Source organism: Sorangium sp. So ce448 (assembly GCF_051520915.1).
GTDB lineage: Bacteria > Myxococcota_A > Polyangia > Polyangiales > Polyangiaceae > Sorangium > Sorangium cellulosum_B.
This window is the reverse complement of record NZ_CP150343.1, coordinates 1,269,956-1,295,362: the sequence shown is the minus strand read 5'-3', so window position 1 is coordinate 1,295,362 and position 25,407 is coordinate 1,269,956. Positions and strand designations below refer to the sequence as shown.

Annotated in this window: 21 protein-coding genes; 9 read left to right on the top strand and 12 right to left on the bottom strand. The window is 71.4% G+C overall.

From position 1 onward, the window contains the following. Positions 1-9: 9 nt before the first annotated feature. The 4 genes from fusA to WMF45_RS04735 form a co-directional block, all read right to left on the bottom strand. Positions 10-2,124 carry an elongation factor G gene (gene fusA / locus WMF45_RS04750; RefSeq protein WP_437715775.1) on the bottom strand — a complete coding sequence of 705 codons (2,115 nt, stop codon included), beginning with the start codon at positions 2,122-2,124 and terminating at the stop codon, positions 10-12. Positions 2,125-2,428: 304 nt separating this feature from the next. Next, a complete protein-coding gene (gene rpsG, locus WMF45_RS04745) occupies positions 2,429-2,899 on the bottom strand; it encodes a 30S ribosomal protein S7 (protein ID WP_012233474.1) in 471 nt (156 codons plus the stop codon). 36 nt (positions 2,900-2,935) lie between these two features. Beyond that, positions 2,936-3,334 (bottom strand): 30S ribosomal protein S12, encoded by a 399-nt coding sequence (gene rpsL / locus WMF45_RS04740; protein ID WP_012233473.1) that lies wholly within the window; start codon positions 3,332-3,334, stop codon positions 2,936-2,938. A 61-nt stretch (positions 3,335-3,395) separates the two neighbouring features. Beyond that, positions 3,396-3,530 carry a hypothetical protein gene (locus tag WMF45_RS04735; protein WP_437715774.1) on the bottom strand — a complete coding sequence of 45 codons (135 nt, stop codon included), beginning with the start codon at positions 3,528-3,530 and terminating at the stop codon, positions 3,396-3,398. 1,185 nt (positions 3,531-4,715) lie between these two features. Here WMF45_RS04735 and WMF45_RS04730 point away from each other — a divergent pair. Beyond that, positions 4,716-5,516, top strand: coding sequence for a hypothetical protein (locus tag WMF45_RS04730; protein ID WP_437715773.1), 801 nt, complete (start codon positions 4,716-4,718; stop codon positions 5,514-5,516). A gap of 78 nt (positions 5,517-5,594) precedes the next feature. Here the strand turns inward: WMF45_RS04730 and ppk1 are convergent, their stop codons facing one another. Beyond that, positions 5,595-7,808 (bottom strand): polyphosphate kinase 1, encoded by a 2,214-nt coding sequence (gene ppk1 / locus WMF45_RS04725; protein WP_437715772.1) that lies wholly within the window; start codon positions 7,806-7,808, stop codon positions 5,595-5,597. A gap of 193 nt (positions 7,809-8,001) precedes the next feature. On the opposite strand from ppk1, the gene panC reads away from it, so the two are divergent. Together panC and tmk are read left to right on the top strand one after the other, a co-directional pair. Beyond that, entirely contained in the window at positions 8,002-8,892 is an 891-nt protein-coding gene (gene panC, locus WMF45_RS04720; protein WP_437715771.1) for a pantoate--beta-alanine ligase, read from the top strand. Beyond that, on the top strand, positions 8,893-9,591 hold the full coding sequence (gene tmk / locus WMF45_RS04715) for a dTMP kinase (protein WP_437715770.1): 699 nt from the start codon (positions 8,893-8,895) through the stop codon (positions 9,589-9,591). An 82-nt stretch (positions 9,592-9,673) separates the two neighbouring features. Here the strand turns inward: tmk and WMF45_RS04710 are convergent, their stop codons facing one another. After that, positions 9,674-11,230 carry a hypothetical protein gene (locus WMF45_RS04710; RefSeq protein ID WP_437715769.1) on the bottom strand — a complete coding sequence of 519 codons (1,557 nt, stop codon included), beginning with the start codon at positions 11,228-11,230 and terminating at the stop codon, positions 9,674-9,676. 434 nt (positions 11,231-11,664) lie between these two features. On the opposite strand from WMF45_RS04710, the gene WMF45_RS04705 reads away from it, so the two are divergent. Then, positions 11,665-12,801 carry a vWA domain-containing protein gene (locus WMF45_RS04705; protein ID WP_437715768.1) on the top strand — a complete coding sequence of 379 codons (1,137 nt, stop codon included), beginning with the start codon at positions 11,665-11,667 and terminating at the stop codon, positions 12,799-12,801. A gap of 36 nt (positions 12,802-12,837) precedes the next feature. Here WMF45_RS04705 and WMF45_RS04700 read toward each other — a convergent pair whose 3' ends face one another. Beyond that, on the bottom strand, positions 12,838-14,010 hold the full coding sequence (locus tag WMF45_RS04700; protein ID WP_437715767.1) for a tetratricopeptide repeat protein: 1,173 nt from the start codon (positions 14,008-14,010) through the stop codon (positions 12,838-12,840). Positions 14,011-14,349: 339 nt separating this feature from the next. Here WMF45_RS04700 and WMF45_RS04695 point away from each other — a divergent pair, with 339 nt between their 5' ends. Then, a complete protein-coding gene (locus WMF45_RS04695; protein ID WP_437549698.1) occupies positions 14,350-14,571 on the top strand; it encodes a DUF465 domain-containing protein in 222 nt (73 codons plus the stop codon). Positions 14,572-14,837: 266 nt separating this feature from the next. Here the strand turns inward: WMF45_RS04695 and WMF45_RS04690 are convergent, their stop codons facing one another. From WMF45_RS04690 to WMF45_RS04670, 5 genes are all read right to left on the bottom strand, one after another. After that, on the bottom strand, positions 14,838-15,347 hold the full coding sequence (locus WMF45_RS04690; RefSeq protein WP_437715766.1) for a hypothetical protein: 510 nt from the start codon (positions 15,345-15,347) through the stop codon (positions 14,838-14,840). Positions 15,348-15,467: 120 nt separating this feature from the next. After that, positions 15,468-16,643, bottom strand: a complete 1,176-nt coding sequence (locus tag WMF45_RS04685; protein ID WP_437715765.1) for a serine/threonine-protein kinase — start codon at positions 16,641-16,643, stop codon at positions 15,468-15,470. A 36-nt stretch (positions 16,644-16,679) separates the two neighbouring features. Beyond that, entirely contained in the window at positions 16,680-18,068 is a 1,389-nt protein-coding gene (locus WMF45_RS04680; RefSeq protein ID WP_437715764.1) for a serine/threonine-protein kinase, read from the bottom strand. 78 nt (positions 18,069-18,146) lie between these two features. Beyond that, positions 18,147-19,541 (bottom strand): formylglycine-generating enzyme family protein, encoded by a 1,395-nt coding sequence (locus WMF45_RS04675; RefSeq protein ID WP_437715763.1) that lies wholly within the window; start codon positions 19,539-19,541, stop codon positions 18,147-18,149. Continuing rightward, entirely contained in the window at positions 19,538-21,004 is a 1,467-nt protein-coding gene (locus WMF45_RS04670; RefSeq protein WP_437715762.1) for a formylglycine-generating enzyme family protein, read from the bottom strand. The genes WMF45_RS04675 and WMF45_RS04670 overlap by 4 nt, the downstream gene beginning before the upstream one ends. A gap of 175 nt (positions 21,005-21,179) precedes the next feature. On the opposite strand from WMF45_RS04670, the gene WMF45_RS04665 reads away from it, so the two are divergent. The 4 genes from WMF45_RS04665 to WMF45_RS04650 all read left to right on the top strand — a co-directional run bounded on the left by WMF45_RS04665 (position 21,180) and on the right by WMF45_RS04650 (position 25,383). Beyond that, a complete protein-coding gene (locus WMF45_RS04665; protein ID WP_437715761.1) occupies positions 21,180-22,136 on the top strand; it encodes a hypothetical protein in 957 nt (318 codons plus the stop codon). Positions 22,137-22,162: 26 nt separating this feature from the next. Then, positions 22,163-23,191, top strand: coding sequence for a PEGA domain-containing protein (locus WMF45_RS04660; protein WP_437715760.1), 1,029 nt, complete (start codon positions 22,163-22,165; stop codon positions 23,189-23,191). Positions 23,192-23,365: 174 nt separating this feature from the next. Continuing rightward, the gene (locus tag WMF45_RS04655; protein WP_437715759.1) at positions 23,366-24,736 is read left to right on the top strand and encodes an AAA family ATPase; all 1,371 of its coding nucleotides are present in this window, start codon (positions 23,366-23,368) and stop codon (positions 24,734-24,736) included. Beyond that, a complete protein-coding gene (locus tag WMF45_RS04650) occupies positions 24,733-25,383 on the top strand; it encodes a hypothetical protein (protein ID WP_437715758.1) in 651 nt (216 codons plus the stop codon). The genes WMF45_RS04655 and WMF45_RS04650 overlap by 4 nt, the downstream gene beginning before the upstream one ends. The last annotated feature ends 24 nt before the right edge of the window (positions 25,384-25,407 follow it).

The following is a 25,407-nucleotide window of genomic DNA, read 5'->3' as shown; positions in this document are numbered from 1 at the left end:
GGCGTCTCTTTAACCTCGCTGCTTGGCGACGATCTCTTCTTGGATCGCTGCTGGAACCGGTGCGTAATGAGAAAACTGCATCGAATGGGTCGCGCGGCCTTGCGTCTTGGAACGGACGTCGGTCGCGTAACCGAACATGGTGGCGAGCGGGACCTCCGCGCGGATCACCCGGGTGTTCGCGCGTTGCCCCATATCGAGGATGCGGCCGCGCCGCGAGTTGAGATCTCCGATGACGTCCCCGAGGTAGTTCTCGGGCGACACGACCTCGACGGCCATCATAGGCTCGAGGAGCACGAGCCCCGCCTTCTTGGCGCCGTCCTGGAAGGCCATCGACGCGGCGACCTCGAACGCGGGCCCGGAGGAGTCGACCTCGTGGTAGCTGCCGAAGTGGAGCCGCACCTTGATGTCGACGACGGGGTAGCCCGCGAGCACGCCGCGGCCCATCGCGTCCCGGATGCCCTTCTCGATCGAGGGGATGAACTCCTTCGGGATGATGCCGCCGACGATGTCGTTCTCGAACACGAAGCCCGCGCCGCGCTCGGCCGGCTCGATGTCGATCCTCACGTGACCGAACTGGCCGTGTCCGCCCGACTGCCGGACGAAGCGCCCCTCCACGTCGGTCGCCTTCTTCGAGATGGTCTCCTTGTAGGCGACCTCGGGCTTGCCGACGTTGGCGTCGACCTTGAACTCGCGCTTCAGGCGGTCGACGATGATCTCGAGGTGGAGCTCGCCCATCCCGGCGATGATCGTCTGGCCCGTGTCCTCGTTCGTGAAGGTGCGGAACGAGGGGTCCTCGTAGGCGAGCTTCTGCAGGCTGAGCCCGAGCTTGTCGAGATCGGCCTTGGTCTTCGGCTCGATGGCGATCGAGATCACGGGGTCGGGGAACTCCATCCGCTCCAGCACGATCGGGTTCTTCTCCTCGCAGAGAGTGTCCCCGGTGCGGGTGTCGCGCAGCCCCACGGCAGCGTAGATGTTGCCCGCGTAGCAGACGTCGATCTCCTCGCGCTTGTTCGCGTGCATGCGGAGGATGCGCCCGAAGCGCTCCCGCTTGCCGCGCGTCGAGTTGAGCACGCTGACGCCGCTCTTCGTCGTGCCGGAGTAGACACGGAAGAAGGTGAGGTTGCCGAACTGGTCGTTCATGACCTTGAACGCCAGCGCCGCGAACGGCTCTTCGTCGCTCGCCTTGCGCGAGACGACCTTCTCCTTCTTGTCGGGCAGCGTCCCCTCGACGGCCGGGATGTCGACCGGCGACGGCAGGTAGTTCACCACGCTGTCGAGCAGGAGCTGGACGCCCTTGTTCTTGAACGCAGAGCCGCACAGGACCGGGACGATCTTGAAGCCGAGGGTGCCCGCGCGGATGGCCGCGTGGATCTCCTGCTCGGCGATCTGGTCGATCTCACCGGCGATGAACTTCTCCATCACCTTGTCGCTCGCGTCGGCGCACGCCTCGATGAGCTTCTCGCGGAGCTCCTTGCACCGCGGCAGGAGGTCGGCCGGGATCTCCTGCCAGTCGTAGCGCTGGCCCTTCGTCTCCTCGTCGAACACGGCGGCCCGGAGGGTAACGAGGTCGATCACGCCGCGGAACGAGTCCTCCGCGCCGAGCGGGTAGTGGATCGCCACCGGGTTCGCGCCGAGGCGCTCGCGGATGGAGTCGACGCACATGTCGAAGTCGGCGCCGACCTTGTCCATCTTGTTGATGAACGCGATGCGCGGGACGCCGTACTTGTCCGCCTGCCGCCACACCGTCTCGCTCTGCGGCTCGACGCCGTTGCCGCCGTCGAACACCGCCACCGCGCCGTCGAGCACGCGGAGGCTCCGCTCGACCTCGATGGTGAAGTCGACGTGACCGGGCGTGTCGATGATGTTGATCCGGTGAGAGACGCCCTTCTCGGGGCCCTGCTCCGGCGCCCAGAAGCAGTTCGTCGCGGCGGACGTGATGGTGATGCCGCGCTCCTGCTCCTGGACCATCCAGTCCATCGTGGCTGCGCCCTCGTGGACCTCGCCGATCTTGTAGTTGACACCCGAGTAATAAAGGATGCGCTCGGTGACCGTGGTCTTGCCCGCATCGATGTGGGCCATGATCCCGATGTTGCGCGTCCGTTCCAGGCTGTACTCGCGTGCCACTTTTCCTTCTCCGTCGTGTGATGCGTGGGGTGAGGTTTCCGGACTCAGGATGCAAAACACCCTCTCCAGCCCGGCTCGCCTCTGTTGTGGCGAGCACTTGAACCTGGAGAGGGTGTCGGGGTACAGCAGCAGCTTTTCTAGGTCCCGCGAGGGCGGGCGCTGTCGCGCTCCCTCGAGAGGACCGGCTCTGTAACCCGATCCTTATGTCAGCCGTGCCATCTCGCTCTACGCGTCTCCTCGCCTGGGGATGGGACCTGAAATGACGAACCAGCGCAGATCCGGGATCTGCGCTGGCCTCGCTGACCTACCAGCGATAGTGGGCGAACGCCTTGTTGGCCTCCGCCATCTTGTGCGTGTCGTCGCGCTTCTTGACCGCGTTGCCACGGTTCTGCGCCGCGTCGACGAGCTCGGCGGCGAGCCGCTCGCGCATCGTCTTCTCGCCGCGGCCGCGCGAGTAGGTCACGAGCCAACGCATCGCCAGCGCGACGCGACGCTCGGGCCGGACCTCGACGGGGACCTGGTAGGTCGCGCCGCCGACGCGCCGGCTCTTCACCTCGAGCTTCGGCTTCACGTTGTCGAGCGCCTTGCGGAAGACGTCGATCGGCTCCTCCTTGAACCGGTCGCGCACGATGTCGAACGCGCCGTAGAGGATCCCCTCGGCAGTCGCCTTCTTGCCCGACTGCATCAGGGAGTTCGTGAACTTGGCGACGAGCTTGTCCTTGTACTTCGGGTCCGGAATGATCTTCCGCTTCGGGACTTCGCGACGACGGGGCATCTTCGTTCCTCTGCTGGCTTTCGCGCGGTCAGGCCGTCACGCCTTCGGGCGCTTCACGCCGTACTTCGAGCGCTTGCGGTTGCGGGTCGCTTTGTTGGTGGAGCTAGGCCCGGCAGCGCCGGACGCGTCGAGCGTGCCGCGGACGACGTGGTAGCGCACGCCCGGCAGGTCCTTGACACGGCCGCCTCGGATGAGCACGACCGAGTGCTCCTGCAGGTTGTGGCCTTCGCCCGGGATGTAGCTCGTCACTTCCATCTGGTTGCTCAGCCTGACGCGGCAGACCTTGCGGAGCGCAGAGTTGGGCTTCTTCGGCGTCGTGGTGTAAACACGTACGCACACGCCTCGCCGCTGCGGGCAGGACTTGAGCGCAGGAGAGGCCGTCTTGTAACGAGCGGCCTCGCGGCCTTGGCGGATGAGCTGGCTGATGGTCGGCATAGTGACGCGGATTTCCACCTGAGGGATGGGGACGCGCAGGATACCCAGGAGGCGACCCATGTCAAGCGGGACGACACCCGTTCGTGTTGGATACGCCAGCGAGCCGTTCGTTCGCGTCGATCCCGTGTGTCGCTCCCGCCGCGTTGGTCGCGTCGTTCATGTCGCTGGCGCCGTTCACGTCGCTGGCGTTGTTCACGCCGGTCGCGTCGGTCGCGTCCGTTGCGCTCGCCGAGGCGCGGCACCGTTCGTGTCGGGCGCGCCGGTCGCGTCGCGCCCGCGGAGGCCGTGTTTTTCGCCTCCCGGCCCCGCGCGAAGAGCTCGCGGGTCGCGGCGCGCGGCGGGGGCCGTCCGTGCGCGTCTCGTTCGACGGGGCGCTCGGCGTGCGACCGCGGCTCCCGGGACGCGCGGGAGCCTGCGCGCGCCGCACGAGTCGGACGCCGGCACGCGCCGCGGGCCCTTGGCGGCCCGCCTGCTGTTCGGTACGGTCGCTGCGTGGCGAAGAAGCTTTCACGCGCCCAGCGTAAAGAAAGCCGGCGCAAGGCGCCGCAGAGCAGCGCTGCGTCGAGGCCTGCGTCCGGCGTGGACACGGGGCCCTCGTCGCGCGGCGATCAGGGCGACAGCGCGACAGCGCGAGGCCCCTCGGTAGCGCGCGTCGATCCGACGGCGAGCCGCAGCGGCGACGACCCGCGCGGCGCGCGTACACGCGGCGCCGCTGCGCCGAGCAGCGCGGAGCCCGCGCGGGCGCGCGACGCCGGCGCTCGATCCCATCGGAGAGGCGTCGTCGAGGCGCAGCCCGCGCGAGCGCGCGGCGGAAGCGCACAGGCGAAGCCAAAGCGAGATCGCGCGCTCCTTGTGTTCCTGGGCCTCGTGGCGCTCGCCGCGGTGATCGTGTTCGCCGCGCAGTCCCCCCGCGCCCCAGAGCGCGCCGCGCCGGAGCCCGCGAGAGCCGCTCCGGCAAAGACACACGCCGCGGAGCCGTCCACCGCGTCCCCCGCCGCGCCGGCGGCGACCGACGAGCTGCCGGCTCCACCTCCCGTCGACTCGTCGCCGCCGACGATCGTCACCGCCGAACCGCCCGCAGCAGAGACGGCGCGCGCTGCAACCCCGCAGCGTGCTGCAGCCGGCGCCTCGCCGGAGGGGACAGCTGCCAGCGCCTCTCCAGCAGGAGCAGCCACCGGAGCAACCGCAGCCGCCCCGCCGAAGAAGCGCACCAGCGCACCGAAGCCGGCCGCCGCCCCGCCCGTGGCGACACCGACAGCGGAGGCGACGCCAGCAGCGGGGACGCCGACAGCGGAGGCGGCGCCTCCGCCGGAGCCGGCGCCAAAGCCTGCCGAGCTTCCACACGAGTGATCGCAACCGCCGTGATGAAAGGACGCCCGAGATGCTTCGCTTGAATGCTTCGCCCGACGCCGCTCGAACGCCGGGCCGGTCGCTGCGCTCCCGCGCGCGGGCGCTCGCCCTGCCGCTCGGCGTCGCGCTGTCTGGCCTCCTCGCCGCGGCGACGGCGGGCGCGCAACCGGCGCCGCAACCCGCTCCGCCGGCTGCCTCTGCGCCGCCTGCTGCCTCCGCGCCGCCCGCTGCCTCCGCGCCGCCCGCTGCCTCTGCGCCGCCCGCTGCCTCTGCGCCGCCCGCTGCCTCCGCGCCGCCGTACCCGGCGGTCCCCTACCCGGCGCCGCCGCAGGAGGCCCCGCGGGCTCCGCCAGGGGCCTCGCCGGGCTATCCGCCGCCTGGTCCCCCGGGCGGCTACGCTCCGTACGGCGGCGCCTACGCTCCGCTCCCGCCGGGCTACCCGGTGACCCCGGCGGAGATCCCGCCTGCTCCGCCCCCGGTTCCCCTGCGCCGGAAGAGCCCGGGCCTCATGCTGGGCGGCATCGCGCTCACCGCCGGCGGCACGATCGCGTTCTTCACCGGGACGGGCCTGCTCGCGTCGGCGAGCAACCGATACGAGATCTACTGCGATTTCGGGGGCTTCACGGGCATCTGCGAGACGCGCTCCGACGGGAGCCGCCAGCTCGCCGGCGCGCTCGTCTCGGTGGCGGGCGGCATCATGATCGCCGTGGGCATCCCGCTCTGGGTCATCGGCGGGAAGAAGGTGCCGGTCAGCGACGCGACGCCCAAGGCGTCGGCCCAGACCACGCTCTCTCTCGGCCCCGGCTCCGCCGCGTTGCAGACGCAGTTCTGAAGGGCTCCCCTCGCCCGATCCTCCCCTCCCCGCGCGCGGGGTCGCGGGGAGGCCTCTGCCGCTCCTGCGCGTCGTCGCTCAGGGCAGACCCTTCTTCTTCTTGGCGCCCTTGCGGTGGCGCGGCCCGCCGTCGTCCGTGCCCGCGGGCATGCGGAGGATGTGGAAGCGCCCGCCGCCGCGCGCCAGCGGATCGCTGAGCTTCACCCGCTCGCGCGCGAGCTCGATGAAGCGTTGCTGCGACCGCAGCTGGGGGGCGCCGGCGGGCTGCTGGAGCTTGTGGTAGCTGCCGTCGCTCGCGAGCTCCCACGTCTTCGCCGTGTCGGACATCACGGTGTTCAGCATGTCCTCCACGCGCGCGCGGGTGGCGGGCTCGATGATCGGGATCATCAGCTCGACGCGGCGATGGAAGTTGCGCGGCATCCAGTCGGCGCTCGACATGTAGATCTCCTCGCTGCCGCCGTTCGCGAAGCGGAACAGGCGCTTGTGCTCGAGGAAACGATCGATGATCGCGCGCACCTGGATCCGCTCCGACAGGCCCGGGATCCCCGGCCGGAGGCAGCAGATCCCGCGCACGGCGAGCTTGATGTCGACCCCGGCCTGCGACGCCGAGTAGAGCGCGTCGATGACGTCGACGTCCACGAGCGCGTTCATCTGCGCCACGATCTCCGCCTTGCGCCCGGCCCGCGCGTGGGCCTCCTCGCGCGCGATGAGGCCCAGCACCGCCTCGTGCAGGCCGAGCGGCGCCACGAGGAGGCGGTTCCACTTGGGCGGCGCGCTGTAGCCGGTCAGCAGGTTGAAGAGCGACGTCATGTCCTCGCCGATCTCCCGGTTCGCCGTGAACAGGCCGATGTCGGTGTAGAGCCGCGCGGTCTGCGGGTTGTAGTTGCCCGTCGACAGGTGCACGTAGCGACGCAGCTTGTCCTTCTCGCGCCGCACCACGAGCAGCGCCTTCGCGTGCGTCTTCAGCCCGAGCAGGCCGTAGATCACCTGCACGCCGCTCTGCTCGAGCGTCCTCGCCCACTGGATGTTGCTCGCCTCGTCGAACCGCGCCTTCAGCTCGACGATGGCCGTCACCTGCTTGCCGCTCTCGGCCGCGCGCGCGAGCGCCTTCAGGATCGGCGAGTCGCCGCCGGTCCGGTAGAGCGTCTGCTTGATCGCGAGCACGTTCGGGTCGTCGGCGGCGCGGGAGACGAACTCCGCGACCGGATCGAACGACTCGTAGGGGTGGTGCAGGAGCACGTCCTGCTCCCGGATGACGGCGAAGATGTCCTCGACGTCCCGGAAGAGCGGCGGGACCTGCGGCGCGAACGGCTCGTCCCGGTACTCGCGGCGCTCGTCGTCCGCGACGATGCCCATGAGGTCGGCGATGTGGAGCGGCCCAGGCACCCGGTAGACGGCGTGCGACGCGTCGACCTTGAGCGCGCGGCAGAGCCGCTGGACCGAGGTGCCGGCGCCCTCGCCGAAGCCGATCTCCAGGCGCACGGCGTTGCCGCGATCGCGCCGGCGGAGCTCGGCCTGGATCGTCTCGAGCAGGTCCTCGCCTTCCTCCTCGTCGATCTCGAGGTCCCAGTTCCGGGTGACGCGGAAGGGGTACGTGCCGCGCAGCCTGCCCGAGGGGAAGAAGTCCTTCACGTGCCGGGCAATCACGTCCTCGAGCAGGACGAACGCGCGCGTCGCGCCCTCCACGCGGACCCGCATCAGCCGGCTCAGCCCCGGCGGCACCTGGATGACCGCGAAGCCGGGCTCCTGCGCTTCATGCTCCCGGGAGAACATGATCCCGAGGTTGATCATCTTGTTGCGCAGGTGCGGGAACGGGTGCCCCGGGTCGATCGCGATCGGCGTGAGGATCGGGAAGATGTCCGTGCGGAACCGCTCGTCGAGCGCGCCGAGCTCGGTCGCGTCGAGCTCATCGGGCCGGACGATCACGATGCCGGCGCGCTGGAGCGCCGGGATCAGATCCGAGTGCCACAGCTGGTAGGCGTCATCGACGAGCGCGTGGACCCGCGCGCTGATCGCGACGAGCTGCTCGTAGGGCGTGAGGCCGTCCGGCGGGACCTCCGCGATCGTGCGCTGCGTCTGCGCCTGGAGGCCGGCGACGCGCACCATGAAGAACTCGTCGAGGTTGGAGAAGAAGATGCTCAGGAACTTGAGGCGCTCGAACAGCGGCACCTCGTGGGACCTGGCCTCCGACAGCACCCGCGCGTTGAACTCGAGCCACGAGAGCTCGCGGTTCAGGTAGTGCGTCGGGTCCCCCTCGATCGGGATCGCCCCCGGGGCGGCCGATATCGACACGGGGCCGCTGGACGGAGCGGAGCTCCCCCCGGACCGCGCGCTGGAGGGGCCGCTCGGGCGCGATGCAGGGCCGGCGACCTGAGCTGAATCCACGCCTTCTTCGGAGTCGGGCGCGAGGTCGTTATCTGGGGTGGACGGCGGGTCAACCATGATCGAAGCTCCGGTTTTACCGTACGTCTGATAGGGTTCAATTATGGAGTTTTGGCGACATCCTGGCGAGCTCAGGGTGGCATGCGACCGGGCTCGTGCGGGAGGGAGCCGCGTCGGCCTCGTCCCGACGATGGGCGCGCTCCACGCAGGCCACCTCGCCTTGATCGCGGAGGCGCGGCGGAGGACGGACTTCGTGGCCGTGACCATCTTCGTCAACCCGACCCAGTTCGGCGCGGGCGAAGACCTGGCGCGCTACCCGCGGACGCTCGAGCGAGACCTCGCCGCCTGCGCGGAGGCCGGCGCCGACGGCGTGTTCGCTCCGGACGTCGCGGCGATGTACCCGCCCGGCGAGGAGACGCGCGTGCGCGTCGGCGCGACCGCGGACCCGCTCTGCGGCGTCCATCGGCCCGCGCACTTCGAGGGCGTCGCCACCGTGGTGACGAAGCTGCTCTCGCTCGCCGGGCCGTGCATGGCCGTCTTCGGCCGGAAGGACTACCAGCAGCTCCAGGTCATCCGGCGGCTCGTCGCCGACCTGTTCCTTCCCGTCGAGATCGTCGGGGCCACGACGGTGCGCGAGCCGGACGGCCTCGCCATGTCGTCGCGGAACGCCTACCTCTCGCCGGAGCAGCGGAGCGCGGCGCGCGCCATCCCGCTCTCCCTCGCCGGCGCCTGCCGCGCCTTCGCCCGCGGCGAGCGGCGCGCCGCGGCGCTCCTCGAGCCCGCGCGCGCGCGCCTCGCGGCCGCCGCGACGAGCATCGATTACGTGGACCTCGCCGATCCCGAGTCCCTGGCGATCTGGAGCGACTCCGCGGCGATCGGCGATCGGGCGCTGCTGGCGGTCGCCGTCCGCGTCGGGACGACGCGGCTCATCGACAACGTCGTGCTCGGGGAGGACGCGCCGCCCGTCGCGGAGTCGAGCGAGGAGGCGAGCTAGATGCCGAGGACGAGAGGCGAGCAGGAGAGCCCCGCGTCGCGCCCGGCGGGGGAAGCCGGCCGTGGCGTCTTCGTGGTGTTCGAGGGCATCGACGGCGCCGGCACGAGCACGCAGGCCGAGCGCTACGCGGCGCACCTCAGGGCGGCGCGGCGCATGGTGCATGTCACCCGAGAGCCGAGCGCCGGGCCGGTGGGCGCGCTGCTCCGGCAGGTCCTGACCCACCGGATCTCGCTTCCCGGCGCCCGCCAGGCGGAGATCATGGCGCTCCTCTTCTCGGCCGATCGCCTCGATCACCTCGGCGCCGAGATCGAGCCGCTCCTCCGCGACGGGTACGTCGTGATCTCGGATCGCTACGATCTGTCGAGCCTGGCCTACCAGTCCACGACGGCGGGCGAGGACGGGGCGGGCTCCGGGGGGATCGTCGAATGGATCCGTGAGCTCAACCGCCACGCCCTGAGGCCCGACGTCACGGTGGTGATCGACGTGGCGCCCGAGATCGCCGAGAAGCGCCGCCGCGGCCGCGGGGGGGCGGAGGAGCTGTTCGAGAAGACCGAGCTGCAGGCGCGGCTCGCGGAGGCATACCGCCGGGCGGAGGAGCTCGTCCCGGGGGACAGGGTCATCCATATCGACGGGGATGGCGCGGTCGACGACGTCTCCCGGGCGATCACGGCGGCGCTCTCGGCCGTCGTGGAGCGGTGAGCCAGGGTCGCCGCTCGAACATCGGAGTCGAGCTGCCGAGGGCGCAAGGTCCCTGTGCCTCCCCGCGCCCCTGTCGCGGGCTCTACGGGCAAGCTGCGTTCGCGATCTCCACATCGTCGATGTTCCAGCTCGACACGGTGTCGACGAAGGCTTCCCGCCCGATCTCGTAGCCGAAGCGGACCCGCAGGCCGGCGTTCTTGTAGGGCGTCAGATCATGGACGACCTTCGTCCAGGCCGAGTCGCGGACGCCGGGGTACGCCCCCGACTCGAAGAGCACCTTCCAGCGGACGCCGTCATAGACCTCGACGCGGTTCGTCATGTGAGGCGCCTCATCGCTGTTCAGGAGACGCCAGAACGTCAGGTACACGCCGCCCGCGACATCGGCGTTGACGACCGGGCTCGTCAGGTAGAAGTACGGGTGGACCCCGAGGGGCGCGTTCCCTCCGATGACCACGCCGGCCACCCCGTTGTCCGGCGTCGCCGTGTGATCGAGCGCCGGATCGGCGTGCCCGTAGGTCTGCCCGGTTGACGCCTTCGCCGCGCCGATCTGCCAGGTCGGACCGAGCTCCCACCCGGCCCCGTCGCTCTCGAACGTATCCCGGAAATAGACCACCGGCGCCGCCGCGGCGGCGCCGCCCTGACAGACGCCAGCCAGGCAGGACTCCCCCACGGTGCACGCGTCGCTGTCGACGCAGACCCCGCCGTCGGGAACCGGGCGCGCCGTGCACACCCCCGCCTCGCTGCAGACGCCGCGCGTGCAACCGACCGCCTGCGAGAGGCACGACTCCCCCGGGGTGGGGATGGAAATACAGGCGCCGCTCTCGTCACAGACGCCACGATTGCACTCGTCGGTCGCAGAGAGGCAGGCGCCGCCCGGTCCGATCGGCTCAGCATAGCAATTGCCAGAGCCCGGATCACAGGCGCCATCGTTGCACCCGACGCTCAGCGCGCTGCAGTCCTTCGGGACGCCCCCCTCGCAGCGGCCGGTCTGGCAGGTCTTGCCGACCATGCAGAGATCGCCGGAGTCCGCGCACGGCGCCCCCTCGTTCCCCGGAACCGCCTCGCACGCACCGGTGGCCGGGTCGCACGCACCGACATGACAGGAGTCCGGCACGTGGAAGAAGAAGCAGTCCCGCGGCGTCCCGACGCAGGCGCCGTCCAGGCACGCCGCGTCGAGGAGACAGCGGTCTTCCGTCGCGCACGGGGCCCCGTTCGCCCTCGGCTCCACCCCGCAGCGAGGCGCGCCGCCCGCGTCGACGCACGTGACCACGTGACAGGCGTCCGGCGCGAGGCCGCAGTCCTCCTGGGCCCCGCCCTGACAGACCCCCTCGTCGCACGTCTCGCCGACCGTGCAGGCGTCCCTGTCGTCACAGGGCTCCCCGCCCGCGCTGGGGACGAGCTCGCAATCACGCGTCGCCTCGTTGCAGACGGCCATGACACATTGCGATGTCGGGACGAGCGAGCAGTCGATCCGGCACGGCGCGTCGTCCCCGCCTGCGCCGCCCCCTCCGCTCGAGGCAGCCGCCCCGGCGGCGCCGCCGGCCCCCGCCGGGCCCGAGCTGCCCGCGGACGTCGCAGTCGAACAGCCGAGATCCGTCAGGGCGACAGCGGAAAGTACCCATGGAATCCACCTAGTCATGTTCGCCTCTTTCCAGCACGCGTGACGCACCTCGTGGGAATTACGCGTCCTTCGCGGCTGCGCAAGGAAACATGATGTTCCGGCGCGCGAGCACCCGGAACGGTCGGCGCGATCAGCGACGAGCGACGAGCAAAGACGCCGGGCCCCGCCGCGCCGGCGCGCGCGAGACCGCGAGTGCGACGAGCGCCGCGAGGAGCAACGAGAGCTGCGACAAGCGACGAGAGCCGCGACAAGCGACGAAAGAAGAGAGAGCAACGACAGCACGACACGAGCGGGGCTTACAAACCGGAGAGCCCCTATCGCGCGTTGTTCGAGAACTGCATACACTGACGAGATCGTCTCGGAGCTCGGCCACCCCTCGATAGACAGACCACTTCGCGCGTGAGCCCCGCGGCAGCGAGCCACGTCGCGCCCATTTTCAGAGGAGCGCAGAGATGTCCTTCCGACGTCATTTCGTGTTTGCCCCTTTCCTCGTCGCCGCCGGGATCGCGGCGCAGTCGGGCGGCTGCGCGGCCACCGAGGACGAGAAGCCGGCGACGATCCCCCCGCCGGATGACGCCGCGAGCGGCGCCGGCGGCTCGTTCGGCGTGAGCAGCGCGAGCGGGGACACGTCGCTCGGCGAGGGGGGTGGGCTCGGCGGCGCCGGCGAGGGCGGCCTCGGGGAGGGGTCCTCCTGCGCCCAGGCGAGCGCGGAGGCCACGCTCCTGCCGCTCGATATGCTCATCCTGCTCGACCGATCCGGCAGCATGCTCGGCTCGAAATGGGTCGGCGTCACGAACGCGCTCTCGGCGTTCGTGACCGACGCCGCCTCGGCCGGGATGAACGTGGGGCTGACCTACTTCCCGCGGAGCAGCAATGGGCAGAGCGACTGCAACCACACGAGCTACGACGAGCTCGCTGTCGCCATCGGCGAGCTGCCGGTGAACACGCCGGAGCTCACCGCCTCCATCCAGAGCACCTCGCCGGGCGGCGGGACGCCCATGCGCCCGGCGCTCCAGGGGGTGCTCACGAACGCGACCGCCTACAAGGACGCGAACCCTTCCCACAAGGTGATCGTCGTGCTCGCGACCGACGGCGATCCCTCGGGCTGCTCCGGAAACACCGTCGCGAGCACCGCGGAGATGGCGCAGAGGGCCCTCCGCTACAACGGCGTCCAGACCTACGTCGTCGCGGTGCAAGGCTCGACGCTCACCAACCTGGACCAGATCGCCGCCGCCGGCGGGACGACCCGCGCGTTCGATGTCACGGCGGACATCACGGCGTTCTCGGCGAAGATGGCCGAGATCCGCGCGTCGGCGCTCCCGTGCGAGCTCCTCATCCCCGCGCCGCCCGCGGGCGCCGTCCTCGACACGAGCCGGGTCGCGGTCAGGTTCGCGCCCGAGAGCGCGAGCCCGCTGGAGGTCCCGAAGGCGGACGACGCAGCGGACTGCGGCACGGGGCCGGGGTGGTATTACGACAGCGATGTGCTCCCGAAGAAGATCATCCTCTGCCCCGCGTCCTGCACGACGGTGCAACACGAGGTGCGCGCGGAGCTCGACGTGCTCTTCGGGTGCGCGCCGACGCTGAACTGAGCCGCGCGGGCCCCACCCCCGCCGCCCGCGCGGGGCTCACGGCCGCTTCGGCGCCGCCGTCTTCAGGGCGTCGAGCGCCGCGAGGAGCTCGGCCTCGGTGAAGGGGAGCCTCGCGAGGGCCGCCTGCTCGTCGGCGAGCGCGAGCTCTATCTCGCGCTGCGCGTCGCGGGCGCGGAGGACCCACGCCGACGACTCCCCGGTGCGGTCGCCGAGGCGCACGGTGCCGGCGAGCATCTTCTGCCCCTTCTCCAGGAGCACGCGGTAGCGCAGGCGCATCGCCCCCTCGAACAGCTGCCTCTCCCTCGGGGTGTCGGCGCTCCGCGGCGGCGGGACCCGCATCACGTCGCGGTGGAGCTCCTTGTAGAGCTGCCCGATGCGGTAACCCGCCATCGCCGACCAGTGGGCGTCGAGGCTGCGCATCGCCTCGGTGTAGGCGCTCTGCGCGTCGAGCAGCCCCTGGCAGCGGCGCTCGAGCGCCTCGGCGAAGCTCGCCGGCACCGGCACGAAGGTGATCGCCTCGCTCCGGCGCCGCCGCACCTCACCGAGCGCGAAGCTCACCTGCGCGAGCTCGATCGGCGGCTTGCCGGACTCGCCCAGCCGGTGCTCCTCGATGAGATCGCGCGCGAGCGCGACCTGACGCGCCGCCTCCTCCACGAGATCCTGCTCGACCAGGCCGAGGGCGAGCGCGCCGCGCGCCTCGATCGCCTCCAGCACGCTCAGATCGCCGAGGCGGAGCAGGCGGCGCGACACCTCGACGAGCTCGGGCCACCGCTCGAGGACGGCCGCCGCGCGCGAGAGCCGGAAGAGCGCGCCGCGCGCGACGGCGTGGTCCGGGAAGCGCTGCGCCACCTCGCGGTAGCGCTCGGCCGCGAGCGCGCGGTCGCCGAGCGCCTCGTGCGCGAGCCCGGCGTTGAACAGGCTCGGGGGCGCGACCTCGCCGCCCGGCGAGAGGCGGGCGAGCCGCTCGAACAGGGGCGCCGCCTCACGCGCCTTGTCGGCCAGGAGCAGCGCGCGCGCCCGCTCGAACTCCGCCGCGAGCTCGGCGTCCGAGTAAGGCGACACGACGACCGGCGCGAGCTCGACCGGCGCGCGCGCCGAGGCCGGCTGCGGCGATCGCGCCGGCGCCGGCACGTTGGCCTCCGAAGTGCATCCGCCCAGGACGACCGCAAGGGCCAGAAGGGCGACCGAGGTGGCGCAGGAAGTCGACATTGCCGGGGAAGAATAGCCCCACGCTCGAGGTTGTTCCGCAACGTGCAGGGACGGAGAGTCCGGCCCGGCCGTCCGGGACACCGGTGGATTGCTGTACGCCGTAGGGCAATCCCTGACTACAAACGGCTGCTCTGTGAAATTGCAGAATGGCCTCGCCCGACAAAAAGCCTGCATGGATCCGCCATGTTGCGGTAATCTCGCATTCGTTCATCAGGCCGCTGTCTCGGCGTGTAGCTCGGTCGGCGGCGTTCTCCTCTCCAGCGACGATCAGAACGAGGGCTTCTGTTGTGGGCCCTCGAAGGCATCACGGCCCCGTTGTGGGGCCTTGGAGGTGGGCACATGAAGCATCAGATCATCTCTCCTCGCGCGGTGACTGGAATCGGCACGGAGCAGCGGCTGAGCATGGCGGAAGCGCGTCATCGCGAGCTCGACTCCCGCCTCAGGCAGCTGGGTCGACGGGCGTTCCTGACACCGGGGGAGAGAATGGAAGCTGCCCAGCTCAAGAAACGTAAGCTCGCCGCGAAGGACGAGATCGAATCCCTGCGCCGGCGGTTGTCGTAGCGAGCGACCCCTCGCCGACCCGCGATCCTGCGCCACACACGGCGCACCCCCCGCCCCTTTCCGTTCCATTCCAGACACCCCGCGCGCCCACGCAATGGGCCGCTCGCACGCTGCGCGTGCCGCACGGATCTGCGCGCGCTGCCGGGACGCGCGCACGCCCGATCGTCACGGCGGACGTGCCGGCGGGGACGCGCGCACGCAATGCGAAGCGCGCACCCGAGTCGATGCCCGCGAGGCGCGACGAGCGGGACGTCAGCGCGCGGCGGTCAGAGCGTGGGCGCCGACGGCTCCGACTCCGACGGCGGCTCCTCGGGCGACGCGGGAGCCTCGGACGACGGCGCCGCGCCCCCCTCGGGCAGCGCCTCGGCGCCGCCGTACACGTCGCGGTTGAGGTCCGCGAGCGTCTCGGTCAGGCGGTTCTTCTGCTCGCTGGTGATGCCGCCGGGGGCCAGCTTCTCGGTCGCCGCGGCGAGCCCGAGCCAGTGGCGCGCGTTGTCGCGGTAGCCCTTGCGCGGATCGGCGACGCCGGTGCCCTGCGGCGCGAGCTCGGCCAGCCGGTAGTCCGTCATGCCCCGGAGGTAGGCGTACTGCGCCCGCTCCGGGACCGAGAACGAGTCCTGATCGTGCTCGAGCACCCGGAACAGCGCCAGCGCCTGCTCGAACCGGTTCGCCTCGTAGTGGCTGCGGGCGCGATCGAGATCCTGCGTGTAGGTCGCGCAACCCGACGCAAGGGCGAAGGACGAGAGAAGAAGGACGCACGGGACCAGGCGGCGCATGCGCGCAGGGTATCCCCCGTGTCGCCGGGCGATCAAGCACGAAGGCAGCGCGCCACACACCACGCGCCGCGCTGGCCGCTGACGCAGGCCGCGCGGCGCTCGGCATCCAGCGGATCGCCGTCAGCGCAGGAGCGTCGCGGCGAGCACGCCGCTCACCGCGAGCAGCGCGACCGCCAGCAGGACGACCGCCCAGACGAGGCCGCGCGCGGGCGCAACAGGGGGCGCGGCCGCGACCACGCCCGGCCCCGTCGCCGACGACAGGGGGGCGACCGGGGGCTGCGGTGCAGCCAGGGGCTGCGGCGCAGCGGCGACCGGCGCCTGCCCGGCGCTCGAGGGCAGGGCCACCGTGTCGCCCGTCTCCCACATCCCGGCGGGGGGGCGCACGGCCGAGGGCGGCTTGCCCTCCGGGAGGCCCGCGGAGGAGCCGCGATCCATCGAGTCGGCGACGCCCGACGCCACCATGAACGCCTCGGAGAGCTCCCGGGCCGAGGCGAAGCGCGCATCCGGCTCGACGGCGAGCGCCTTCCGCATCCAGGCCTCGATCTCCACCGGGATGCCGGCATCCGGCGCCACCGCGGACAGCGCGGGCGGGGGCGTGCCCAGGATCTTGGCGATGAGCGGCCCGAGCGCCGGGGCGGTGAAAGGACGTTCCCCCGTGAGACACTCGTAGACCACGACGCCCAGGGACCAGAGATCGGACCGGTGATCGACGCTCTTCAGGCCTTTCGCCTGCTCCGGGCTCATGTAGTAGGGCGTCCCGAGGAGCGCCCCCGTGCGCGTGGGATCCATGCCGGTGATGGCGAGCGCGTCTGTCACCTTGGCCACGCCGAAGTCGAGGATCTTGACGATCTCCCCATCATCCTCGCGCGCGATAAAGAGGTTCTCCGGCTTGATGTCGCGATGGACGAGCCCGACCTCGTGGGCGCGCGAGAGGGCGCGGCAGACGTGAGAGACGATCGTCGCCGTCTCCGCCGCCGTCAGGCGCCGGCGCGCGGAGAGGCGATCGCGGAGGCTCTCGCCTGCCAGACACTCCATCGCGATGTACGGCAATCCATCGTCGGTGAGGCCATGGTCGAGCACCTTGACGACATGGGCGCTGCGGATCCGCGCCGCGATCTGCGCCTCACGGTCGAAGCGCGCCCGGGCGGTCGCGTTCTTCGCGGTCTCGACGTCGATGAGCTTGATGGCCACCGGCGTGCGCAGCGACAGGTGCTCTGCCAGCCACACCGAGCCCATCCCGCCCCTGCCGAGGAGCCGGGCAAGACGGTACTTCCCGGCGATGCGTTGACCTTCCATGGCGCGGGAGCAGGGTAACGCGGCGCGCGCTCGCCGTCAGTACGGGAGTTGGTCGACGATCCCCCGCGCTTGCGTCGTCGGCGCCGACGGCGGCGGGGTCGCCGATGTCGCCGGTGTCGCCGGCGCCTTCAGCGTGCCAGAGAGCGCGCTCGGTGAGGGCCGCCTGGACGACGACGCCGCGGACGGCGCGACGCCCGCGACGCCCGCGACTACAGGCGCGTCCCGAGCGGGAAGGGGCGGAGCGGGCGAGCTCGGCATGGATGCTGGAGGCACCGCGACCGCCGCGGGCGGCGGCTCCACCGCCGCCTCCGCCGAGGCGGGGACCGGAGCGGCAGGCCCGTCCAGCGGCGGGGGGCGGAGCGCAGCGAACGTCGCCACGAAGGCCGCCACGAGGAGCGCCGCGACCGCGAACGCCCTCTTCGGCGATCGCGCGCGCCCGCCGGGGGCCGCGAGGGCCGGAGGCGCCGCGACGGCTCCCGAGCTCGAGGACGCGGCGAGCGGCGCGAGCGCGCCGACGACCTTGCCTCCCGCGAGCGCGCCCGCCGACGTGGGATCGGTGTAGCGGCCGAGGACCTCGACGAGCGGCCCCAGATCGTCGAGCCGATCCTCACGCCGCTTTTGCAGGCAGCGGTCGAGCACCCCGGCGACGTCCGCGGGCAGGTCGGGCACGGCCGAGCGGATCGACGGCACCTCGCGCTGCAGGAACGCCGTGTACATCTCGCCGAGGTTCTCGAACTCGAGCGGCCTCCGGCCGGTGAGCGCCTCGAAGAGGATGACGCCCATCGCCCAGATGTCCGCGCGATGATCGATGTCCTTCTCGCTCATCGCCTGCTCGAACGACATGTAATGAGGCGTCCCGAGGATGGAGCCGGTGCTGGTGTTGCCGCCCTGCGTCTCCGAGCTGATGGAGGTCGGGTCGAGCACCTTGGCGATCCCGAAGTCCAGCACCTTGGGCACGCACCCGCCGGCCTGCGGCTCCGACAGGAAGATGTTGTCCGGCTTGAGGTCGCGGTGCACGATCCCCTTCTCGTGCGCGGCGCGGAGCGCGGAGGCGACCGGCACGAGGAGGCGCGCCGCCTCGTAGAGCTGCAGGGCGCCCCTGCGCTTGCGCAGCCCGGAGAGCGGCTCGCCGCGGAGCAGCTCCATGACCATCACGGGCGCGTGGTCCTCCTCGAAGACGTCGAGCACCTCGATCACGTTCGGGTGCTGGATCGCGGTCGCCGCCTTGGCCTCGCGGAGGAAGCGCCGGGTCTGCGCGGCGTCGACGACGCCGCGGATCATCTTGAGCGCGACGTCGCGCCCGGTGCCGACGTTCCTGGCCGCGTACACCTCGCCCATCCCGCCGCGGCCGATGAGGCGCTCGATCCGGAAGCGCCCGGCGATGATCTTGCCGGCCGGGAGCGAGCCCTGGAGATCGTCCGACACGGGCGGCAGCGTACCGTGGTTCCCGGCCGGACGCAGCGGTTCGCGGTCGCCGGCCGGCCCCGGTCCGCGGCAGCGCGGTCACATGGGCCGCGCGCAGCGGAAGCCGGTGGCCGGGTTGAACGACGACGCCCTGTCGTGGCTGCGCGCCGTGGCCCGGGCCCCCAGCTTGTAACCCGACCAGGCGCTCCCGCGATAAGAGAAGCCCGGCGCCGCGGCGGGGGCCGGCTCGCGACACACCGGATCGACGAGGAGCGGCCCGCCCGACTGCCAGCAAGGCGCGGCGTAGGGAGCGAAGGTGTCGGCCACCCACTCGGACATGCTCCCGGCGAGGTTCCGGATGCCAAGGGCGGTCACGTCGCTCGGGGCGCCTCCGGCGACAGGCCCCCAGGGCACCGGCGCGTCGAGCGGGCGACAGCCGGAGTTCTCGAACACGTCCTCGTCGGCCTCCCCGCTGCCCCGGCCCCTGCCGAGGAGCGCCATCGCGCAGAGATCCCCGCCGTTGCCCCAGGGATAGGCGGTCTCGTCATCGAGGTTGCCGGCCGCGTACTCCCATTCCGCCTCGGTGGGGAGCCGCAAACCCCGCGCGGAACAGGCCTCCTCCGCCAGCGCGTGGGTGACGCAGTTGATGGGCAGCGCGTCGTTCGCGCCGTCGGACTCGCCGAGGTACGTGCAAGCGCCCAGGTCCGACCCCGGCGCGTCGATGTCCCTGGCCACGGGCGCTGATCGGATCTGCCCTGTCGCCACGAGCTCCCGGACCGCGCCCACGGTCACCTCGTCCGCGTCGAGGGCGAACGCGCCGAGCTGCACGAGGCGCTCGGGCTGGCTCAGCTCGTCGAGATCGACGGTGTATCCGGGTCGCGGCGTCCCGAGAAGGAACACCCCTCCGGACACACACACCATCCCCGCCGGCGCCGGCCCCTGGCAGGGTACCGGGGCCGCGCTCGGCCAGGAGCCGGGCTCGGGCCGGGCCTCGACCTGGGAGAGCAGCGGGAGCACCGGCTCCGGCGCGAGCGCGCCCGCCTCCGGGTCGCAGGTCGCGCGCTGCTCGGGGAGGCTCGGGACGCCGAAGCAGCGCATGGATAGATCGAGGGCCACGTGTGTCTCGCCGTCGAGCGGCGGGAGCCTGGCCACGAGGTCGATCAGCGCCGGACCGCGGGGAAGGCCGTCGGGGCCCGCCTGCTCGGCCCGGTAGAGCCGCGCGCGGACCCGCACGGCGGCGCCTTCCTCCCCCGGGACCACGCCGAAGCTGACGGGCAGGCTGTCCGGCCCATCCACCCCGATGACGCGCATGCACCCGGTGCAGATCGCGCCCTCGCCCATCACCTCGAGCAGCAGGTGATCACCGAACCGGGGCGCCGGTGCGTCCGTGGAGACGCTGACGAGCCACTGGCGAGGCTCGGGCTCGCACGCCGAGAGCGCCGGCAGCAGAAACCCGGCGGCCGCGAGCGCCGTCGACAGGCCACGAGCCGTCACGGCGCACCTCCCGCGTAGACGCACCGGAAGCCGTGCAGCGAGTCCAGGACATCGCCTCTCCGGAACGCGGGCCTGGTGTTCGCGGGGCCGCTGGCCCAGTCTCCGCCTCGGGAGGCGCGCGCGTTGATGCCTTCGTCGTCGCAGCGGGGCTCGACGAAGATCCCCGGCGCGCTCCAGCAGCCCTCTCCGTACGGAACCAGCTTGTCGACGCACAGCTCGCTCAGGCTGCCGCCGAGATCCAGGACGCCATCCCTGGAGCTGTCGCCCAGGCCACCGCACGTCGCCGAGGGCCGATGCGAGCCGACCTCCTCCGGCCCCGGATCGCCAGGGCACAGCGTCCCCCGCCCGGCGCTCGCCGTGCAGCACGCGGGAGACGCGTCACCCCAGGGATAGATCCGCCCCTGCCCTCGACCCCGCGCGGCGTGCTCCCACTGCGCCTCCGTCGGCAGATCACCGCCGCTCGCGCTGCACGCCTCCCGGGCAAGGCGCCATGAGATGCAATTGAGGGGATATCCATCGTTCGCCCCGTCGGCGACGCCGAGCCAGCGGCAGTCTGCGAGCCCCACCCTGCTCGGATCAGGCCCGGAGAGGTCATCCCCCTCGGCGTGGAGGAGCCCCTCGTTCAGCAGCGCACGGAGACGGCCGACCGTGAACTCCGTCCTGTCCATGAAGAACGGCCCCACATGCACCGGCCGCGGCGGCACGACCGAGACGTAGCTCTGCTCGTCGACGCCGGCGAGCTCGGCCTGGCCGATGACGCTGAATCCGCCGGGGATGCAGACGGCATCGGCGCCCTCGGGCGCGGCGCCGCAGGGGACCTCCCGCGCGCGCGACCACGTGCCGGCGCGCGTCGCGCCCATCTCTGCCCCTGATCCGACGAGGACCCCCTCCGATGGGGCTGCGGTCCGCCTGGGGGCATCGATGCATGTGCGCGGCGGCTTGCGCAGCGACGCGGGCACGCCCAGGCAGTCGGCCGAGAGCGTGAGTTGCACCGTCTGCACGCCAGACGTCGGGAGCGCGACCTCGATCAGCCGGTCGATGGCGGCCTCCGACGGAGGATCGATGGTCGAGAACCCCCTCCCCTCGATGGAGTCCTTACCCCGCGTCGCGACGGCGCCGCGGAACGCCCGGATGCGCAGGCGGAGCACGGCGCTCCCCTCCTCCGGCGCGGCCACCCCGAAGGAGAACGGCCAGGACGAAGGGTCCGGCAGGACGAAGTTCGCCGTGCAGTCGACGTCATCGATGCAGCCGGGGCGCCACGCGCCGTCGAACCCGTCGATGCGCACCGTGTCGATGACCGCCTCCGGCGAGATGGAGGGGTCTGCCAGGAGCTGCGCGGCGACCGGCGCGTCGGTGTCCACGACGACGAGGAGCTGCGGTCGCTCTCGTTCGCCGCAGGCGCCGGAGAGCCCCGCCGCAGCGAGCACGATGAGGATCGAGAGCGCGCGTGTCGGTTCGACCACCTGCCGCCTTTCGCCTTTCTCGTTGCCGCCCGACAGGACCCAGGGGTAGTCTCCTCGCTATCATCGAGGAGGGGCGAGGCCAAGAGGGTTCTTTCGCTTCTTCACACGATTCACGCGATTCACGCGATTCCCCCGAATCACCCGAACATCGCTCTGCCGCTCGCGAGGAGGTTGTATGTCGTGGGTCACCCGGCCAGTGCTCGCCGCGCTCTCCGTAGCCATCGCGGCGGCGCTCTCCCCCGCGTGCGACGGCGATTCCCCATCCGAGGATCCGGGAGCGGCGGCGAGCACGGGATCGGGCGCCGGGGGCGGCAACGGCGGTGGCGGCGGTGATGCCACGTACGGCGCGAGCGCGTGCGGAACGTGCGTGGAACAGACAGCGTGCTTGTCCCAGGTGAACGCGTGCGCGGCCGACCCGGGCTGCGCCGCCTACCTCGATTGCCTCGACGCTTGTCCGCTGGGCCCAGGTGGGGACGCGGACATCGCGTGCGAGCAGGCGTGCCCGCCCGTCACCGGCTCTCTTGGGCAGAGCGCGAAGCAGGCCTTCATCGACTGCCGCCTCGCCGGCCCGGGCGCGGAGTGCGCCGGCTGCGGTCAGATCCCCGCCCCGACAGATCCGGATTTCGACCAGACGTGCTCGCCGTCGACGGATCCGAACACCTGCTACAAGTGCGAGGACGAGCGCTGCTGCGAGACCTACCAGGCTTGCAAAGACGACCAGGATTGCCAGGACCTGGTCACGTGCGTCAAGGCGTGCGCCGAGGACCCGGATGATGCGGCCTTCTCGCCCTGCGAGAGCGCGTGTTACCAGGCGCACGCCGCCGGCTACGTCGCCTACAGCCACCGGATGGCATGTATGCAATACTTCTGCTTCGACGACGACGCTTGCGGCAACGAGCCGCTGGACCCCTGCGTCAAGTGCCAGAACCTGCACTGCGCCGATGAGATGGCGGCTTGCCAGCACGAGATCGAGTGTGCGTTGCTGGACAACTGCAAGGTCCCGTGCGACGTCGGGGACCAGGCCTGTCTCATGGAGTGTGACGCCATGTTCCCGGACGCGGTGGCGACCCACGAGGCCGGGCTCGATTGCGCGCTCGCCCACTGCGAGATCGCTTGCGGCGGGACGGACTGACGGGGCGGTCAGGGACGAGGGGTACGATGCGGACACGATGGATCCTGGGTGGCCTGGTCGTGGCGGCTGTCGATCTCTCGACGGCCGGTAGCGCGCGCGCCGAGGCGCCGGCAGAGGCGCCGGCAGGGACAGCGGCGGTCGATGAGCGAACCGCGCGCGGCAGGGCGGCGTTCCTGCTCGGCGTGCAGCGATCGAAGGACGCGCAGTGGGGCGAGGCGCTCGCCGCCTTCGAGGAGGCGGCGGCGGCGCGGGACGCGCCCCTCGTCCAGTACAACATCGGCTTCTGCGAGCGCGCCCTGGGCCGCTACGTCGCCGCGCGCCGCACCTTCCGCCGCGTTCTCGCGAGCACCGAGGGCCTGGCGGCCGCGCAGATCGACGACGCGAGGGCGTTCGTCGCCGAGCTGGATCAGCTCGTGGTCCGGGTGGCGGTCACGCTGGATCCCCCGGGCACCCCGCTGACCGTCGACGGGCGCGCGCTCCGGCTGGCGACCGACGACGGGACCCGGGTCTTCGTGACGCTCCCCGGGTCCGCCGAGCGCGCGGCGGCGCCGGTGGAGAAGAGCTTCACCGTGGAGCTCGATCCGGGGGTCCACCTCTTCCGCGCGGCGCGGCCAGGGCGCCAGGATGCGTTCGTCCAGAAGACCTACCGGCCAGGGGAGAAGGCCACGCTCGATCTGCACCTCGACATCCTCCCCGCACGCGTGGCCGTGCGCGCGGAGCCGGCGCAGGCGCTCGTGCGAGTGGACGGCCGCGAGGCCGGGCTCGCGCCCATCGACCTCGAGCGGCCGCCGGGGAAGTACAGGATCGAGGTGGTGCGGGACGGGTTCGAGACGTACGCGGCGACGCTCGATCTGCACGCGGGGCAGCGGGCGGATCTGACGGCCAAGCTGATCCCGGTGCGGCCGTCGCTGTGGACGCGGTGGTGGTTCTGGACGGGCGCGGCGGCCGTGGTGACGGGAGGCGTGGTGCTGACGTACGCGCTGACGCGGCCGGAGCCGGACTACAACGGGGGGAGCCTGAACTGGGTTGCGGAGCCGGCGGCGATCAGGTGGTGAGGGGCCATGGGTGCGCGCGGCGCCGAGACCGGCAGGGCCGCGCTGCGGCGCGCGCTGCGAGCGTCGGTGCGCTCGCTGAGGAGGCGCGCCGACGAGCATCCAGGCTGCGCGAGACGGCGCATCGGGGGCAGGCCGGCAAGCCGCACGGAAGCGCGGACATGGTAGGGTCGAGGCATGATCACGCGGTTCGAGGTCGACGGCTTCAAGTCGCTGCGGGATTTCGCGGTCGATCTGGAGCCTCTGACGGTGTTCGTCGGGCCGAACGGGGCGGGAAAGTCGAACCTGCTGGAGGCGATCGGGCTGCTGGGGCGGCTCGCATCCATGCCGCTCGAGGAGGCGTTCAAGCTCGGACGGGGGCGGGTCGTCGATCAGTTCAGCCGCTCGGGGGGAGAGGCGGGGAGGACGATCCGGTTCGCAGCCGAGGTGTCGCTGCGAAGCACGCCAGCGCCGTTTCAAGACGGTGGGCCACCGCTGCCGGTCCGTTATCGGTACGAGCTCGTCATCGAGCGGCGGGCGCGTCCGTCAGGCGTCGAGGAGCTCGTGGTCTCCGGAGAATGCCTTCGCGCACTCGCCGACAAGGACGGACCGCCTCGACGAGAGGTCATCCTGCGCCACGAGGACGAAGACGGGCGCGAGCGGCGCGTGCTCATCGTGCCCGAATACGAGGGCTGGGCGGGACAGAACTATCGCTGTCCACGGACACACGCCGCGCTTGCGGCGCTCAAGACAGGATCTGGGACCTACCTTATCAACCTCGACTTCCCGAAGGAATTGACCGCTGAGCGCGCTGCCCTCCTCGAGGAGTACGTCGACTTCCGGAACGCAAACTCGGAGAGGGGATGGAGGGCGGTCATCAACCTCATCACCGACGAGCTCTCCCGTTTCAGCCTCCTCCAGCTCGACACCGCGCGCCTGCGCGACTCGAGCGAGCGCACCGACTCGATCGCGCTCGCTCCCGACGCATCGAACCTTCCCACCATCCTTGCCGATCTGCCGGCACCGACGCTCGGAGAGATCCGCGCGGATCTGGTCTCCCTCATCCCGGGGCTCGCCGGCTTCAATGTCGTGCCCGACGGTGACGACCTGCGCATCGAGTTCAAGCTCTCCGGCGGCGAGCGCCTCCCGGCTCGCCTCGCCTCTGATGGCACGCTGCGCGGCCTGGCGTTGCTCACAGCGCTCCGCGTCGAGCCTCGTCCATCCATCGTTGGTGTAGAGGAGCCTGAGAACGGCATTTACCCCGGCCGCCTTCGCACGCTGCTCTCGCTGCTATGTGAGATAGCGACGCCAGGAGACGAAGCCTCTCGTGACTCAGCTCAACCTGCGACGCAGCTCCTCCTCACCAGCCACTCGCCGGTCGTCCTCGCCGCGTTCCGGGACAGACCCGAGCATCTGCGCTTCATGGACCTCGTGCGACGCGACGGCCAGCTCGTAACGCGCGCACGTGCGGTGGGTGAGCTGAAGGCGCCAGGCGACGGCGCGCACGTCGTGTCGCTGCGCGAGGTCGACGCGCTCCTCCAGTCCGCGACCAGCGAGGCCGCCGAATGACCGGAAGGCGGCTCTATCTCCGCGCAGGGCTCTATGCGGAAGGCCCGAGCGACTACGACTTCCTCTTGCCGCTCCTGGATCGCTTGCTGCCAGCGCTCGCCTCGTCTCTGTTTCCCGGCGCTTGCGATGTCGCGGACAGCCTGGGGATCGACGCGCCGTACCCGGCGCCAGGCGAGCGTGCCGAGCGAATCGCCGCCGCCATCGCAGACCGCTTGGCGGAATGCACGCTGTTCGTCATCCATGCAGACAGCAAAGGCGATCCCAGATATGCGCGACAGAGTTGCGTCGACCCGGGCATCGATGCCGCCCGGCGCGCGTCCCCGGACGTCGTGACGGTCACGTGCGTTCCCGTGCGCGAGACGGAGGCATGGATGCTGGTCGATGCCGAGGTCTTCCGGCCTTGGCTCGGTAGTGGCGCGCAGTCAGCGCTCCCCGCCGAGCCAGAGCGCGAGGCCGATCCCAAGCTGACGCTTGGGCGCCTCTTGAAAGAAGGAGGGATGAGGCGAAAGCCGGAGCGCCTCCACCGCTTGTTCGGCGAAGAGGTCAGCCTCGAGGCGCTGCGCACACTGCCAGCTTTCCAGCTCTTCGAAGCGGAGCTCGCCGAAGCAGTCCGCGCCGTGGCACGGTCACAGGGTTGGTCGGACTGACCCGATCCCAGGAACACGAACCCG

Coding starts and splice junctions, on each gene's coding strand:
- rpsG (WP_012233474.1), bottom strand. CDS start 2,899: ATGCCCCGTCGTCGCGAAGTCCCGAAGCGGAAGATCATTCCGGACCCG.
- rpsL (WP_012233473.1), bottom strand. CDS start 3,334: ATGCCGACCATCAGCCAGCTCATCCGCCAAGGCCGCGAGGCCGCTCGT.
- WMF45_RS04730 (WP_437715773.1), top strand. CDS start 4,716: ATGCTTCGCTTGAATGCTTCGCCCGACGCCGCTCGAACGCCGGGCCGG.
- panC (WP_437715771.1), top strand. CDS start 8,002: ATGGAGTTTTGGCGACATCCTGGCGAGCTCAGGGTGGCATGCGACCGG.
- tmk (WP_437715770.1), top strand. CDS start 8,893: ATGCCGAGGACGAGAGGCGAGCAGGAGAGCCCCGCGTCGCGCCCGGCG.
- WMF45_RS04710 (WP_437715769.1), bottom strand. CDS start 11,230: ATGACTAGGTGGATTCCATGGGTACTTTCCGCTGTCGCCCTGACGGAT.
- WMF45_RS04705 (WP_437715768.1), top strand. CDS start 11,665: ATGTCCTTCCGACGTCATTTCGTGTTTGCCCCTTTCCTCGTCGCCGCC.
- WMF45_RS04700 (WP_437715767.1), bottom strand. CDS start 14,010: ATGTCGACTTCCTGCGCCACCTCGGTCGCCCTTCTGGCCCTTGCGGTC.
- WMF45_RS04695 (WP_437549698.1), top strand. CDS start 14,350: ATGAAGCATCAGATCATCTCTCCTCGCGCGGTGACTGGAATCGGCACG.
- WMF45_RS04690 (WP_437715766.1), bottom strand. CDS start 15,347: ATGCGCCGCCTGGTCCCGTGCGTCCTTCTTCTCTCGTCCTTCGCCCTT.
- WMF45_RS04685 (WP_437715765.1), bottom strand. CDS start 16,643: ATGGAAGGTCAACGCATCGCCGGGAAGTACCGTCTTGCCCGGCTCCTC.
- WMF45_RS04665 (WP_437715761.1), top strand. CDS start 21,180: ATGTCGTGGGTCACCCGGCCAGTGCTCGCCGCGCTCTCCGTAGCCATC.
- WMF45_RS04660 (WP_437715760.1), top strand. CDS start 22,163: ATGCGGACACGATGGATCCTGGGTGGCCTGGTCGTGGCGGCTGTCGAT.
- WMF45_RS04655 (WP_437715759.1), top strand. CDS start 23,366: ATGATCACGCGGTTCGAGGTCGACGGCTTCAAGTCGCTGCGGGATTTC.
- WMF45_RS04650 (WP_437715758.1), top strand. CDS start 24,733: ATGACCGGAAGGCGGCTCTATCTCCGCGCAGGGCTCTATGCGGAAGGC.